Source organism: Streptomyces sp. NPDC005774 (assembly GCF_042871645.1).
In the GTDB taxonomy this organism is placed as follows: Bacteria; Actinomycetota; Actinomycetes; order Streptomycetales; family Streptomycetaceae; genus Streptomyces; species Streptomyces pratens.
The window spans coordinates 235,603-250,195 of the sequence record NZ_JBIAIV010000004.1 but is presented as its reverse complement, the minus strand read 5'-3'; the positions used below and the strand labels follow the sequence as shown (position 1 = coordinate 250,195).

The window sequence follows — 14,593 nt, the reverse complement described above, 5'->3', positions numbered from 1 at the left end:
AGCCGGGGGCCGCGCCCCGGGGGGGGGGCGGGGGGGGGGGGGGCCCGCCCGCCGGGGGGGGGGGCCCGCCCGGGGGGGGGCCCCCCCCCACGGCCGCGCATCCGACAACGCATAGAGGGCGGATCATCCGATCGGATGATCCGCCCTCTACTGTTGTGGAGCTAAGGAGAATTGAACTCCTGACCTCCTGCATGCCATGCAGGCGCTCTACCAACTGAGCTATAGCCCCAGGTCACATCCCGCCCGGTTGCCCCGGCGGCGACGCCAACTTTACACGGTCATCCGGGCCCGACACCACATCGATTCCGTTGCGCCCCGTTCTGTCCGTATTCTCACCCGAACCGCAACGCGCGGTCACGCGGTCACGAACGAATAGAAGCGCTTGAGCGTGCAGTGCTCCTCGAGGAGTCGGCCGTAGATCGGTTCCCCTTCGAGCTCGCGGTAGGTCTCGATCGGGTCGCCTTTTATGATCAGCGCCCGCGCGCACTCCTCGCACCAGTACTGGTAGTCGGGATTGACCGGCTCCATGTCCCGGACGATCGGCGTGCCTCTGCGGCACCAGTCGCACCTTCGCCTGTGGGCACCCATCGCTCAGCTCCAGCTGTGGCCGCAGGCCGTACATACGTAGGAGACACCGCCGTTGTCACCGAGGACTGGGGCCGTGTCTGCGGAACCGAAGGAAGGGCGGCGGAGGCGGGTCGAGGTCCGTCGTGTCAACACCCCGCCGAAGAGGTGGTCGACCTCCCCGTGGATGCTCGCAGGCATCAACAACTCCCTCCCGTCGGGCCGCGCCCCCTTCCGGTCGTTTGATTCTGCCACGGCCGGACCAATACGGTCAGCGACGCCGGGGTACCGGTCGGGATACGGCTGGGCGTCTCACAGAGGTATACGCCCGCCGGCGTCTTCCCGCTCAACCAGGGACAACGAAAAATCCCGCCCTCGTACCGAGGACGGGATCTTCGTCATGTGATCTGTGGAGCTAAGGAGAATTGAACTCCTGACCTCCTGCATGCCATGCAGGCGCTCTACCAACTGAGCTATAGCCCCGAGTGTTCTTCCCGCTCGGCGGGCGAACAAGAAGAACTTTAGCCTGCGACCTGCCGGAAAGTGAAATCCGGCCCCCGGGCCGCGCCCGGGGTTCAGGGCAGGCCCTAGTCGTCGTCGCCTAGCACCGGTTCCGGCAGGGTGCCGGCGTTGTGCTCGAGCAGCCGCCAGCCGAGGGCGCCCTCGCCGAGGACGGACCAGCAGCAGTTGGTGAGCCCGCCCAGGCTCTCCCAGCTGCGCGGGTCGAGGCCGATCAGCCGGCCGATGGTGGTACGGATCGTGCCGCCGTGGCTGACCACCACGAGTATGCCGTCGTCCGGGAGCTTGTCCGCGTGCCGGAGCACCACCGGAGCGGCGCGGTCGGCGACCTCGGTCTCCAGTTCGCCGCCGCCCCTGCGCACCGGCTCGCCGCGCTTCCAGGCGGTGTACTCGTCGCCGTACCTGGCGATGATCTCGTCGTGCGTCAGGCCCTGCCAGGCGCCCGCGTAGGTCTCCCGCAGGGCCTCGTCGTGGACCGGCTGCAGGCCGGTGAGGGCGGCGAGTTCCGCGGCGGTGTCAGCGGCCCGCTTCAGGTCGGAGGCGATGATCGCGTCGGGCTCGAGACCGGTGAGGAGGCGGGCGGCCCGGCGCGCCTGGGCGACGCCGGTCCCGGTCAGCTCCACGTCCGTACTGCCCTGGAAGCGGCGCTCCACGTTCCAGGAGGTCTGGCCGTGCCGCCACAGGATGACGCGACGGCCCCGGCTTCCGCCGGAGCCGAACGTCTCAGCGGCGGGGCTCACCGCCACTCACCACCCGGCTCCGCGGTCTCCTCGGCCTCCTTCTGCCGGGCGTGCTCGGCGGCCTTGCCGCGGGTGGCCACGGCGTCCTCGGGCAGCTCCAGCTCGGGGCAGTCCTTCCACAGCCGCTCCAGGGCGTAGAAGACGCGCTCCTCGCTGTGCTGGACGTGGACGACGATGTCGACGTAGTCGAGCAGCACCCAGCGGGCCTCACGGTCGCCCTCGCGGCGGACCGGCTTGGCGTCGAGCTCCTTGCTGAGCCGCTCCTCGATCTCGTCGACGATCGACTTGACCTGACGGTCGTTGGGCGCGGAGGCCAGCAGGAAGGCGTCGGTGATGGACAGCACGTCACTGACGTCGTAGGCGATGATGTCGTGCGCGAGCTTGTCGGCCGCGGCCTGGGCAGCGGCGGAGACGAGCTCGATGGAACGGTCGGTTGCGGTCACTACAAGGCTTTCGCTCGGCGGTCGTTTGCCTTCAAGGGTCTCACGGACCGCCGGGCGCGCCCCACGCGTTTCGGGGTGGGCCCGGCCGGACGCCCCGTGAGGGCGTCCGGCCGGGCGTACCGCGGTCCGGTCAGGTGCCCGGCTCGTAGTCCTGGCCCAGGACCACCGAGACCCTGGCGTTCCCGGAGACCTTGCCCTTGGTGACGGACTCGGTGGGCAGTCCGAGGGTCTTGGCGACCTCGGAGGCGTTCTCCTTGTCGGCGTCGTCCGCGTAGACGACCTCGGAGGCCGCGGCCGCGGTGGCGGTCCCGCCCTCCAGGAAGGTGAAGCCGCCGTTGAGGAGCACGACCCGGGCCTTCTCGGTGTTGTCCGCGACACCGGTGGCGTTGCGCACGGAGACGCTGACGGCGGCGTCCTTGTCGGGGCTCTTCGCGGTGCCGCCGAGCACCTCCTTGACCACGCTGTCGCTCGTCTCCGCGGTGAGCGTGCCGTCGTCCTGGACCGGCAGCAGCGTGGTGCCGTGGTCGCCGCCCTTGGCCAGATCGGCGAGCCGGGCGAGGAAGGAGCCGAGGTCCTTGTCGGTCAGGGGCGGCTCAATGATCTGCCCCAGGGTCTGGATGGTGGTCGTCGCGGCGTCCGCGTCGGACGTCATCTTCCGCAGCACCCCCTGCATGACCTGCCCGAACCGCTCCAGCTGGGCGTTCTGCGCCTCGCCGGAGGCACGGTGGGTGGCGTAGGCGACGGCCGCCTTCCCGCTGAGGGTCTGACTCTTCCCCTTCTTGACCAGGGGGGCCTCGCCCTTCTTCTTCGCGTCCGGGTCGGGCACGTCGGCGTCGGTGTCGATGTCGATGTTGCCGACCAGGTCGACGAGGTTCTGCAGATAGGGCGTGTCCAGCCGCCAGGTGCCCTCGATGTCGGTGCCGAGGGCCGTGTCGAGGGCGCTCCGGGTGCCGCCGGATCCGTCGTCCTCGACCGACTTGGCGAGTGTGGTGGTGGTGCCGTCCTCCGCGGCGAGGGCCAGGGAGTTGGGCAGCAGGACGGTGGTGCCCTGCTTGGTGGTGGTGTTGTCGACGAGCAGCGCGGTGGCGGTGCCGCCCTCCTTGGTGTCGTGCAGGTGGACCACGAGGACGTCCCGCTTCTGGGCGCCCGCGGCCGTCGTGGTGCCCGTACCGGTGTCGGAGCCGGACAGGCCGGGGAGCTTCCCGGCATACCAGAGGTAGCCGACGCCGCCGGCCGCGACCAGGGCGAAGACCACGACCAGGGCGACGATCCGGCTGCGTGCGCGGCGCTTGGCCTCCTCGCGGCGCTCGGTGCGGTTCTCGGTGAACTGCAGCCAGTCGATGACGTCCTCGGAGTCGCCGTCCGGTTCCTCGACGAAGGCGAACTGCTCGGTGCGGTACTCCCGTTCGGGCGCCTCGGAGTCCGCGGCCGGGTGGTCGTCACGGTCGTCGGGGCCGTCATAGCCGTCGGGGCCGGTTCCGCCGTCGGCCGGGCCGGGCTGCTGCGGGATGTGCGCGGTCTGCTCGGCGACCCGGGGCTGCTGCCCGGTGCCGCCCTGCGCGGTCTGCCCGTAGGGGTCGCCATAGGGGTCGTACGGGGCGGCCGTTCCGCCGCCCTGGGGGGTGCCGTAGCCGCCCTGGGCCCCGTAAGGGTCGTAGGAGGGCGTCTGCGACTGCTGCCCGGTCCCCGCCCCCGTCCCGGTCCCGTAGGGGTCGTAGGACTGCGGGGGGTGTTGCTGCGAGCCGCCGCCGGGGACGTACGGGTCGTAGCCGTAGCCGCCGTCGTAGCCCTGCCCGTGCGCCTGCCCGTACGGGTCCTGTTGCCCCTGCTGCCCCTGTGACTGGTACGGGTCGTACGGCTGCTGCGGGGCCTGCTGGGCCGGTGCCTGGGTGTCGGCCTGGCGGTAGACGGGCCGGCCGTACTCGTCGTAGCCCACGAGCCCGTACGGATCGTCCCCTCCGTCGCCGTATCCCGCCTCGTATCGGTCGTTCACCGGTGCCCCTCTCGGCTCACTCGCCGCGGTACAGCTCGCGCTTGGCGATGTAGCGCACGACCCCGTCCGGCACCAGGTACCAGACGGGATCTCCCTTGGCGACTCTCGCACGGCAGTCCGTCGAGGAAATGGCCAGGGCGGGAACCTCGACGAGCGAGACGCCCCCCTTGGGCAGGCCCGCGTCGGTCAGATGATGGCCGGGCCTGGTGACGCCCACGAAGTGCGCGAGGGAGAACAGTTCCTCGCTGTCCCGCCAGGTGAGGATCTGCGCGAGGGCGTCGGCTCCGGTGATGAAGAACAGGTCCGTGTCGGGGTTGAGCGCGCGCAGGTCGCGCAGGGTGTCCACGGTGTAGGTGGGCCCGCCGCGGTCGATGTCGATCCGGCTCACCGAGAACTGCGGGTTCTCGACGGTCGCGATGACCGTCATCAGGTAGCGGTCCTCGGCCGCGGAGACCACCCGGTGGCTCTTCTGCCACGGCTGCCCGGTGGGGACGAAGACCACCTCGTCGAGGTGGAACCGCGCGGCGACCTCGCTGGCCGCCACCAGGTGCCCGTGGTGGATCGGGTCGAAGGTGCCGCCCATGACGCCGAGGCGGCGCCTGCCCTGCGGCGGCGGACCGCTGCCCGGGCCGTCGGCCCGGCGCGGCGCCGGACGGTGCTCGGCGCCGCTCGCCGGCTGCCCGGCCGTGCCCTCGGCCCCCGCCCCGGTCGTGACCGCGGCCTCGATCGGTTCCCCGGCCGTGTCATCCACCGGACCGGTGGGCATGTCCTGCTCTCCCATGCGTGCAGACCCTACCGGCCCTCCCTGAACGCTCCGGCCGCCAGGTGCGCCCTTTGGCCACACCCGAACAGGCCCCGGGGGTCCGGGGGATCTACCGGTCGCGGTTGAAGCGGGTCGTGATCCACAGCAGGAACAGCAGGCCGGCCAGGACGCAGCCGCCGACCAGGTAGGGGTTGAGGCTCTCGTGGTTGCCACTGTGCTCTCCGCCCTCGGCGGCGAGGGTGACCAACTGGGCAGCGGCGCTGTGGAAGCTCATCTTCGGCAGTACCTATCACGTGTGGGCGGGATAAAGACGTCGGCTCATCGTATGCGGGCGCCTTCGCGCCGATCACTCCGACTCCACCGTTGCGGGCCCCGGCCGCCTCTCCAGTACCTCCCCCGTGCCTCTCCAGTACCTCCCCCGTGCCTCTCCGGTGCCTCCCCCGTGCCTCTCCGGTGCCTCCCCCGTGCCTCTCCGGTGCCTTCACGGTCGTCTTCCCGCCGGTCTTCCCGAGCGGGTGGGCCGGCAGGGTCACGCAACCATCCCGCGGTCCTGATCGTCCTTCTCGGAGAGCCGGGCGGCTCGGGAACGACGCTCCACGCGCGCGCTCCCGGCTGCGTTGCTCTTCCGCTCCACCGGTCTGCCGGTCCGCGCCTTCTCCACCTAGGCTGGGCCTCGCCCCCGGGGCGGTCGAAGGGCCGAACGGGGGACCGCCAAGGGACGGTACTGGGAACCGCGAAGGTCACAACGGACCGCGAAGGTCACACAGACGCACATGGGGGACACATGTCCGACGGCCATCAGCACAACGGGCACGAGAAGGTGCCGAGCAGGCAGCGCAGGCGTTTCCCCGCAATCTCCTCGCGTGCGTACGAACACCCCGCCGACCGCTCCGCCCTGGTGGCGCTGCGCAAGCTGACCGGTTTCGACACGGTCTTCAAGGCCCTGAGCGGCCTGCTGCCCGAGCGCAGTCTGCGGCTGCTCTTCCTCTCCGACTCGGTGCGTGTCTCGGAACGGCAGTTCGCGCACCTCAACGTCATGCTGCGGGACGCCTGCTACATCCTGGACCTGGACAAGGTCCCGCCGATGTACGTGAACCAGGACCCGACGCCGAACGCGATGTGCATCGGCCTGGACGAGCCGATCATCGTGGTCACCACGGGACTCGTCGAGCTGCTCGACGAGGAGGAGATGCGCGCCGTCGTCGGGCACGAGGTCGGACACGCGCTGTCCGGGCACTCGGTGTACCGGACCATCCTGCTGTTCCTGACGTCCCTCGCAGTGCGGGTGGCCTGGATTCCGCTGGGCAGCGTCGCGGTCATGGCGATCGTGACGGCGCTGCGCGAGTGGTTCCGCAAGTCGGAGCTGTCCGCGGACCGTGCGGGGCTGCTGGTGGGCCAGGATCTGCAGGCCTCGATGCGCGGCCTGATGAAGATCGCCGGCGGCAACCACCTGCACGAGATGAACGTCGACGCGTTCCTGGAGCAGGCCGAGGAGTACGACGCCGGGGGCGACCTGCGCGACTCCGTGCTGAAGATCCTCAACGTGCTGCCCCGCTCCCACCCGTTCACCACCGTCCGGGCCGCCGAGCTGAAGAAGTGGGCGGAGACCCGCGAGTACCAGCGGGTCATGGAAGGCCACTACCCGCGACGCGACGAGGACAAGGACGCCTCGGTACGGGACTCCTGGCGCGACTCGGCGAGCAGTTACGCCGGTGACGTGAAGAACTCCAAGGACCCGCTGATGAAGCTGGTCAGCGACATCGCGGGCGGCGCCGGCGACCTGGGGGGCCGGGTCCGCCGCGGCTTCGGCGGCTTCACGTCCTCGGGACCGGGGTCCGCGCAGGGGCCGGGCGGGCCCCAGGAGCCGGGCACGTCGTCGGACCCGGACACCGGGGACGACCGGTCGCCGCGCGACGGCGCCTGAGACGCGGGCGTCACACCCTGGGCTGTGCTGCCGCCGCCAGCGAGCCGCACAGGGCCGGGGTGCCGTCCGCGGCATACGGGTCGGTGCCGGCGGGTCCACCCTCCTTGGCCGTGCCGCCCGCCAGCAGGGGGCGCAGACGGCTCGTGGAGTCCTCGGCGCAGGACAGCGGGCCGGCCTGGACCTGGGAGACGACGAGCTGCGCCTGGTGCAGGCGCAGGTCCTCGCGGTCGAAGCGGAAGTGCAGCTCGCGCCGGACGGTGAACAGCGACACCCGGGCTCCCGGGACCGCACCGGCCGGCCGCAGTGCGTACACCGAGGTGTGGTCCGCGGTCACCTCGAGGGTGCCGGAGTCGGCCTCGGACGCCTGCAGGGTGCCCTGGACGCGGATCCTGCGGTCGGCCAGCTCCGCGCGGGAGGGGTCGAAGCGGACGAGCCACCCGGTGGGCGCATGCCTCCCGTCCGGGGCCGGCCGCGTGAAGCTCCGGTCGAACTGGTCCTGCTGGTCGACGCCGAGCAGGACGCGTACGGAGCGGGTCTCCCCGCCGGTGAGCACCTCGGGGTCGAGGGCGGACCGGACGATGTAGTCCTTCGCGGTGAGCAGCGCCGTCACGACCTGCCCGTCCGAGAAGTGCGCGGTACGCCGGGACGCCGGGAGGGGCACTCCCTCGGCCCCGATACGGAACCGCGCCGCCGGACTGTTGTCGTACAACCATTCGGAATCGGTGGTGCCGGGCACCTTGCCCTCGGGGGCGAGCGGGATCACGGTCATGCGCAGCGACTCGGCGACCTCCCCGGCGCCGGGCGCCCGGGAGGGATGGCGTACGCCCATGTAGACCGCGGTGCCGAAGGCCATGGCTATCAGCACCACGAGGAGCAGCACCTGCCGGGACAGGCCCCGGTGCCGGGGCGGCCGACGGCGCACGGCGGGGGCGTGGTCGGTGATGCGCTCCTGGGCGGAGAACTCCTGAAGGCGGGCAGCCTGGACGAAGGTCTCGTCGAAGACGACGGACCGGTACTCGTCCTCGCCACCTCCGGGGGTGCCCTCGGGTGCCCCTCCGGGTGGGTCCGCAGGCCCTGCCATATCTTCAGAGTAGGTCGCGGGGGGCCCGTGTAAACGCCGTGGCGTGCGCCAAGTTGTGACGGCTTCCCCGCCCGGGGCGACGGCCCCGGCGCCCACCCGCACGACGAGCCTCAGGGGCTGCTCGGGATCACCGTGACGTCCGGCCGGGAGTAGTCGGCGGAGGCGGACGGAGCCGCGCCGCCGCCCTGCTCCAGACCGGTCGAGGCGGGCGGCGGCACCTGGTCCTGCCGGTTGTTGGCGGAGGACCCCCGGTAGACGGCCGAGAAGGCGAGCGCGACCATGCCGACGCCCATCACCAGGGCGAGCATCCAGGCGACCGGGCGGTGCCAGCGGACCTGTCTGCCGTACGGCCCCGGGGAGCCGTAGGCGTCCTCCGGGGCGTCGGAGCCGTCGTCCCCGCCGGTGAAGTCGGCACCGTCGCCGTCGCCCCGGTGGCGGCGGCCGTACCATCCGTGGCCGTCGTACCGGTCGGTCGTCGGGCGGGTGTGGTGGGCCTCGGCCTCGGAGGCCTCGGCTCTGGCCTGCGCGGCGGCAAGGAGGCGTTCGACGGCGGTCGGCTCGTGGACCACGGCCGCGCCGATGAAAGCCTCGTCGAAGACCACGGGGTCGAACTCTTCGTCCGACACTCCGCGGTCGTGGTCGTCGTCGGGCTCCCCGCCGTCAGGGAACGGCGTGCCCCCCACGTCCTCCGGCACCTCTCCAGAGTAGACCGGAGGGGTCATTTTGGGCAGACGGTACGGAAATCCGTCCGTCTGCCCCCGCGGTGTGGGTCAGCGGCGGACGTGCCCGTCGCCGGTCACGATGTACTTGGTGCTGGTCAGTTCCGGCAGGCCCATCGGCCCCCGGGCGTGCAGCTTCTGCGTGGAGATGCCGATCTCCGCGCCGAATCCGAACTGGCCGCCGTCGGTGAACCGGGTGGAGGCGTTGACGGCGACAGTGGTGGAGTCCACCAGTTGGGTGAACCGGCGGGCCGCCTGCTGCGAGGTGGTGACGATGGCCTCGGTGTGGCCGGAGGTCCACAGCCGGATGTGCTCCACGGCCCGGTCGAGCGAGTCGACGACGGCCGCGGCGATGTCGTGGGAGAGGTACTCGGTCTCCCAGTCCTCCGTGGTGGCCTCCACCACCGTCGCCGCGGAGTCCTTGGCGTACGCCATCACCCGCTCGTCGGCGTGCACGGTGACCCCGGCCCCGGCCAGGGCCTCCAGGGCGCGCGGCAGGAACGCGGGGGCGATGTCCTGGTGGACCAGGAGGGTCTCGGCGGCGTTGCACACGCCGACCCGCTGGGCCTTGGAGTTCACCAGGATCTCCACGGCGGTGTCGAGGTCGGCGTCGGCGTCGACGTAGACGTGGCAGTTGCCGGTGCCGGTCTCGATGACCGGGACGATCGACTCCTGGACGATCGTGTTGATCAGGGAGGCACCGCCGCGCGGGATGAGGACGTCGACCAGGCCGCGGGCGCGCATCAGCTCGCGCACGCTCTCCCGTCCCTCACCGGGCACCAGCTGCACGGCGTCGGCGGGCAGCCCGGCACCGCCCACGGCGTCGCGCAGCACCCGGACCAGCGCGGTGTTCGACCGGTACGCGGAGGACGAGCCGCGCAGCAGGACCGCGTTGCCGGACTTCAGGCACAGGGCGGCGGCGTCGACCGTGACGTTGGGGCGGCCCTCGTAGATGATCCCGACGACGCCGAGCGGCACCCGGACCTGCCGCAGGTCGATGCCGTTGGGCAGGGTGGAGCCGCGGACGACCTCGCCGATCGGGTCGGGCAGCGCGGCCACGTCCCGCACGTCGGAGGCGATCACGCGCACCCGTTCCGGGGTGAGGGTGAGCCGGTCGATCATGCCCTCGCTGATGCCCGCCTCGCGTGCCTTGGCGACGTCCTGGGCATTGGCTTCGACGATCTCGCTCGCCCGGACCTCCAGCGCGTCCGCGACGGCGAGCAACGCGTCGTCCTTCGCCGCGCGTGGCAGCGGCGCGAGGGTGGCGGCGGCCCCCTTGGCCCGGTAGGCGGCCTGGTTGACCGGGGACATCGAGTCGTACGGCGAAAGCGTGGTCATGGGGGAAGGGTAGTGCGGTCGGAGGGCCTGATCACCGGTATCCCGAACCCCGAGACACCGGGAGCCGTGGTCACCGGTACAAAGGGCCGTGGTCGCTCACGGAGGGCCGAACCGATCTCCCGGGTCAGAACGGATGTACCCCCACCGGCGTCGCCGGCGCGGGGCCGTAGCCCGCGCCCCTCTTTGCGCCTCAACCGGCGCCGCTCTCGCGTATGTGGTGGCGCGCCGTAGGGGTTGCTCAATTGATGGTTGCGGTGCGTGGCCGTATGTGGTGGTTGCGGGCCGTGGTCACTGTCCATGGTTGCGATCGGCCGCCGCCGATCTAGAACGGATGTACCCCCACCGGCGTCGCCGGCGCGGGGCCGTAGCCCGCGGCGATGCGCTGGTGGTAGGTGACCCGGTCGATGACCTCCAGGCCGACGATCTCCCAGGGCGGCAGTCCCGCGGTCTGCCGGTGCTCGCCCCACAGCCGCAGCGCCACGGCGGCGGCGTCGTGCAGGTCGCGGGCCTCCTCCCAGTAGCGGATCTCCGCGTGGTCCTCGGCGTACCGGCTGGTCAGCAGGAAGGGGTGGTCGTGAGCGAGCTGTTCCAGGGCGCGGCGGACCTCGACGATCGGCGCCCGGCCGCCGGAGACGCTGAGGGTGACGTGCCACAGGCGCGGGAGGTCCCGGGACTCGCCGCTCTGGAACCGGTCGCCCGCCGCGACACTGGCCAGTGCGCGTTCCTCGCCGACCGCGCGGGAGCCGGCACCACCGCGGGACGTCGTCGTCCCAGGGCGTACTCGTCTCACGACGGCCTCCTTCACGCACAGGCCGGCCCCTGGGGCCGGGCAGATGTGTTCCCTGGAACAAAGTGGAGCAGGCCGCCGGGCGTCGTGGGGCGGTTTTGCGGAACGTCCACCGCGGGGGGGCGCGATCCGGCACATTTACCGGTGATCTTGCGTGAAAGCCCCGGCGTTCACGCCGGGGCTTTCGCGCATCTCAGGACTGCTCTGACGTGCTCTTTGGAACGGACGGTTCCGCTGCTCGATGTACCGACGGGTGATCGCCGACGGTGCCCTCCGCAGGATGCCGAGAAGTATGAGGGCGAGGGCAGGTGTCCATGCGTGAAGGCGCGGTTGATGCGGCCGGTGAACTCTCCCCCGGCCTTCGGCCGGGAGGTGCCCCAGCCGTGTCCGGCGAGCGGAGACGCCCTTGAGGCTGCTGACCGGCGTGGAGACGGCGACCTTGGGCGGATGATGCACCAGGAGGCGGACGTGATCGTGTCCGCCGGTGGGCTCCTTCGGCTCCGCCTCGAGGTCCTCGCACACCGTGCGCATGATCTCTTCGCAGCGCGTCAGCGTCTCGTCGTCGAACACCCCGCGCCGACACCTTCGCCACAAAGACCAAGCGCGCATCTCCGTCATGGAAACAATGCGCTCGCACGGACCCGGCCGGCCAAGTCCGTGCACGACGCGGGATGGTCCGCGTTCGTCGGCATGCTGGAGTACAAGGCGGCTCTGCACGGGCGTGCCTTCGCCAGGGTCGACCGTGCCTTCCCGTCCTCCCAGCTCTGCTCGGCCTGCGGATTTAGGGGCGGCCCCAGGCCGCTGCATGTCCGCGAGTGGACGTGCGGGGTGTGCGGCACCGTGCACGACCGCGACCACAACGCGGCCCGCAACGTCCTGTTCGAAGGACGCCGTATCGTCGCCGCCGGACGGGCGGAGACGCCAAACGCCTCGTGGAGCGCCGGTAGGACCAGGACGAGAGTCCCGGCACAGCGCGGTGGAGCAGGAAGCCCCCGGAAGGGGCAGCCGACCCAGGCCGGAATCCCTGGACTTTAGGCCAGGGAGCACGTCAGGGATGCAGGACCACCAGATCGTCCCTGTGTACGACCTCGCGTTCGTACTCGGGGCCGAGATCCCGGGCGAGGTCGTGGGTGGAGCGGCCGATCAGCCGGGGGATCTCCCTGGCGTCGAAGTTGACCAGGCCACGGGCCACCGGCCGCCCCGCGCGGTCCCGCAGTTCGACCGGGTCGCCCGCGCTGAACTCGCCTTCGACGCCCGCGATCCCGGCCGGCAGCAGCGACTTGCGGCGCTCGACGACCGCGCGCACCGCGCCGTCGTCGAGGGTGAGCGAGCCCTGGGGGGTGGACGCGTGCTGGAGCCACAGCAGCCGGTCGGCGGAGCGCCGGCCGGTGGGGTGGAAGTAGGTGCCGGTGTCCGCGCCGGCGAGGGCGTCCCCCGCGTGGACGGTGCTGGTCAGTACGACCGGGATGCCCGCGGCGGCGGCGATCCGGGCGGCCTCGACCTTGGTGACCATGCCGCCGGTGCCGACGCCGGCCTTCCCGGCGCTGCCGATCTCGACGTGGGCGAGGTCCTCCGGGCCCCGCACCAGCGAGATCCGCGAGGTGCCGGGCCGGGCGGGGTCGCCGTCGTACACGCCGTCCACGTCGGACAGCAGGACCAGCAGGTCGGCGTGGACCAAGTGGGCGACGAGGGCGGCGAGGCGGTCGTTGTCCCCGAAGCGGATCTCGTCGGTGGCGACGGTGTCGTTCTCGTTGACGACCGGGAAGGCACCCATCGCCAGCAGCTTGTCGAGGGTGCGGGAGGCGTTGCGGTGGTGGGCGCGGCGGCTCATGTCGTCGGAGGTGAGCAGTACTTGGCCGACGCGGACGCCGTAGCGGGCGAAGGAGGCGGTGTAGCGGGCCATCAGCAGCCCCTGGCCGACACTGGCGGCGGCCTGCTGGCGGGCGAGGTCGCGCGGTCGCCGGGCGAGGCCCAGGGGGGCGAGTCCGGCGGCGATGGCCCCGGAGGAGACGAGGACGAGTTCGCGCTCTCCCCCGCTGCGTACCTTCGCGAGCACGTCGACGAGTGCGTCGACCCGGTCGGCGTCCAGGCCGCCCGTCGCGGTCGTCAGCGACGAGGATCCGACCTTGACGACGATCCTGCGGGCCTCGCTCACGGCCTGTCTTGCCCCTGCCACCTGGTGTGCCGTCCCCTCGCGTCTGATGCACGTCGATCGATCGCTCACCGGGAAATCTACGGGAAGGGGGTGATGCGGTGCGCCGTCGTTTCGCGCTGCGGACCGCACTGCGGATCCGGGTCGGGCTCCGCGACCGGCCGCGTCGGCACGCGCCCCTGGGGCCGCTCCGGCGCTCTCCCCACCGACGGCGAACAGCGCCTGTCTCCTGCCCGGTCGGGCCCGGACACGACGACGCCTCCTTTTCCCTCCCGGGGCCCCGGGAGGGAAAAGGAGGCGTATCAGCTCCTCGGCGGGACCGGCGGGACCGGTCGGTCATCCCGCAGGGGTCGCAACGGCGAACATGCTCTCGAAGTTCTGACGGTACGCTTCGTGCGGCCCCGCCCCCTCCAGCCTGAGCATCGCCTCGTCGTTGTCGCGCAGCGACGACTCGTCCAGGTTGTGCGATCCGGTGAAGGTCCATTTCGTGTCCTGATGCCCGGCGTAGTCGCCCTCGATCAACACGTACTTGGAATGGACGAGGTACCCGTCGGCGGTGCTCAGCCGGCGCAGAGCGATATTGCTGTGCCCGGAGAGCTTGCTCACGTCGTTGCTGTCGTTGTAGACGATGCGTACGGAGCAGCCCTGGTCGGCCAGCGACCTGAGCTTCTGCGCGACCGCGTCCCTGTGCAGGGCCAAGGCCGCCACCCGCACCGTGGCCCCGGCGCAGGACACGTTGTCGAGGATGTCCACCATGACGTCCCCGGTCTTCTGCGGGAAGAAGTAGTACTTTTCAGTGCCCACCTTTCCGTTCGTGAAGTAGTTCTCGTTCTTCCTCATCGCGGCCAGGTCGTCGAAGTAACCGCGGTAGGCGGTGTAGAGATCGGTGTTCCCCACGACCGTGTAGGCGTTGTTCCAGTACTTCTCCGTGTTGAGCGAGGTCTGATTCGCGGAGGTCTGGATCACCACGTCCTCCGCCTCTCCGGCGTCCCCCACGCGCGAGAAGGTGAAGAACTTGTTGTGGTTGATCATGCTGCTGCGCCCCGTCGCGATACAGGCCCCTCCGGTCGTGCAGACGTGCACCCACGAGCCCGTGGACTTGTCGGTACCCAGTTCCCCGATCAGGTTCTGGGTGGCCGCGGAGGACTTGAACTTGGCGTCCAGGACCACTCGCACGGTGACGCCACGCCGGTGGGCGTCGACGAGAGCGTCGGTGTAGTCCTGGTCTCTCAACGCGTACAGCGCGGATCGGATCATCCGGCCGCTCTGCGTGTTGTGGATCGCGGCGATGATGTGGTTCTTCACCGCGTCCTGCTGCGCTGCCGATCCCTTGGGGTTGTTGAACACCGCGCCCGTATTGATGGGTGCGGCCTGCTGGGCCGCCGTGGCCGGAGCGGACGGCAGAAGAAAGGCACCGGCGAGTACGGCCGCCATGGTGGCGCGTCTGAGTATGTGTACGGAGATGGAAATGGCGGTAAGCCTCACTTTCCTGTGACGACAAGGGGGGTACTCCAAAGCCCACTGCGGTCTCCAGCGGGCATCGACCGCGCGAGAACTGTCGGAAGTCCCG

General features: G+C 71.0%; 14 protein-coding genes, 2 tRNA genes and 1 pseudogene. 2 read left to right on the top strand and 15 right to left on the bottom strand.

The genetic code is table 11. From position 1 onward, the window contains the following. Positions 1–156 precede the first annotated feature (156 nt). From ACFYQA_RS06445 to ACFYQA_RS06410, 8 genes are all read right to left on the bottom strand, one after another. Positions 157–229 (bottom strand) — tRNA-Ala (locus tag ACFYQA_RS06445). A gap of 125 nt (positions 230–354) precedes the next feature. Then, positions 355–588 (bottom strand): hypothetical protein, encoded by a 234-nt coding sequence (locus ACFYQA_RS06440; protein ID WP_332427566.1) that lies wholly within the window; start codon positions 586–588, stop codon positions 355–357. Between the two features lie 386 nt (positions 589–974). Then, positions 975–1,047: transfer RNA gene (locus ACFYQA_RS06435), tRNA-Ala, on the bottom strand. Positions 1,048–1,151: 104 nt separating this feature from the next. Continuing rightward, on the bottom strand, positions 1,152–1,829 hold the full coding sequence (locus tag ACFYQA_RS06430; protein WP_388912340.1) for a histidine phosphatase family protein: 678 nt from the start codon (positions 1,827–1,829) through the stop codon (positions 1,152–1,154). Further along, positions 1,820–2,266, bottom strand: coding sequence for a ribosome silencing factor (gene rsfS / locus ACFYQA_RS06425; protein ID WP_388912337.1), 447 nt, complete (start codon positions 2,264–2,266; stop codon positions 1,820–1,822). Before rsfS ends, ACFYQA_RS06430 begins: the two co-directional genes overlap by 10 nt. 130 nt (positions 2,267–2,396) lie before the next feature. Beyond that, on the bottom strand, positions 2,397–4,259 hold the full coding sequence (locus ACFYQA_RS06420; RefSeq protein WP_388912334.1) for an LCP family protein: 1,863 nt from the start codon (positions 4,257–4,259) through the stop codon (positions 2,397–2,399). Positions 4,260–4,275: 16 nt separating this feature from the next. Next, positions 4,276–5,040 carry a nicotinate-nucleotide adenylyltransferase gene (gene nadD, locus ACFYQA_RS06415; RefSeq protein ID WP_388912331.1) on the bottom strand — a complete coding sequence of 255 codons (765 nt, stop codon included), beginning with the start codon at positions 5,038–5,040 and terminating at the stop codon, positions 4,276–4,278. Positions 5,041–5,131: 91 nt separating this feature from the next. Next, positions 5,132–5,296, bottom strand: a complete 165-nt coding sequence (locus ACFYQA_RS06410) for a hypothetical protein (RefSeq protein ID WP_386398386.1) — start codon at positions 5,294–5,296, stop codon at positions 5,132–5,134. Positions 5,297–5,806: 510 nt separating this feature from the next. Between ACFYQA_RS06410 and ACFYQA_RS06405 the strand changes: the two genes are divergently transcribed. Further along, the gene (locus ACFYQA_RS06405; protein ID WP_388912328.1) at positions 5,807–6,946 is read left to right on the top strand and encodes a M48 family metallopeptidase; all 1,140 of its coding nucleotides are present in this window, start codon (positions 5,807–5,809) and stop codon (positions 6,944–6,946) included. A 10-nt stretch (positions 6,947–6,956) separates the two neighbouring features. Here ACFYQA_RS06405 and ACFYQA_RS06400 read toward each other — a convergent pair whose 3' ends face one another. The 5 genes from ACFYQA_RS06400 to ACFYQA_RS06380 form a co-directional block, all read right to left on the bottom strand. Next, positions 6,957–8,027 (bottom strand): hypothetical protein, encoded by a 1,071-nt coding sequence (locus ACFYQA_RS06400; protein WP_388912325.1) that lies wholly within the window; start codon positions 8,025–8,027, stop codon positions 6,957–6,959. 110 nt (positions 8,028–8,137) lie between these two features. Next, complete coding sequence (locus ACFYQA_RS06395; RefSeq protein WP_388912322.1) at positions 8,138–8,749, bottom strand: hypothetical protein; 612 nt, start codon at positions 8,747–8,749, stop codon at positions 8,138–8,140. Positions 8,750–8,797: 48 nt separating this feature from the next. Beyond that, entirely contained in the window at positions 8,798–10,084 is a 1,287-nt protein-coding gene (locus ACFYQA_RS06390; RefSeq protein ID WP_388912319.1) for a glutamate-5-semialdehyde dehydrogenase, read from the bottom strand. Positions 10,085–10,406: 322 nt separating this feature from the next. Beyond that, the gene (locus ACFYQA_RS06385) at positions 10,407–10,874 is read right to left on the bottom strand and encodes a hypothetical protein (protein ID WP_388912316.1); all 468 of its coding nucleotides are present in this window, start codon (positions 10,872–10,874) and stop codon (positions 10,407–10,409) included. A gap of 135 nt (positions 10,875–11,009) precedes the next feature. Further along, positions 11,010–11,441, bottom strand: a complete 432-nt coding sequence (locus ACFYQA_RS06380) for a transposase (protein WP_388912313.1) — start codon at positions 11,439–11,441, stop codon at positions 11,010–11,012. A gap of 54 nt (positions 11,442–11,495) precedes the next feature. Here ACFYQA_RS06380 and ACFYQA_RS06375 point away from each other — a divergent pair. Further along, positions 11,496–11,906 (top strand): annotated as a pseudogene (locus ACFYQA_RS06375) (zinc ribbon domain-containing protein); the annotation flags it as partial. 13 nt (positions 11,907–11,919) lie between these two features. Here ACFYQA_RS06375 and proB read toward each other — a convergent pair. After that, positions 11,920–13,026 carry a glutamate 5-kinase gene (gene proB / locus ACFYQA_RS06370; RefSeq protein ID WP_388912310.1) on the bottom strand — a complete coding sequence of 369 codons (1,107 nt, stop codon included), beginning with the start codon at positions 13,024–13,026 and terminating at the stop codon, positions 11,920–11,922. 333 nt (positions 13,027–13,359) lie between these two features. Continuing rightward, positions 13,360–14,457, bottom strand: a complete 1,098-nt coding sequence (locus ACFYQA_RS06365; protein WP_388912307.1) for a phospholipase D-like domain-containing protein — start codon at positions 14,455–14,457, stop codon at positions 13,360–13,362. Between the last annotated feature and the right edge of the window lie 136 nt (positions 14,458–14,593).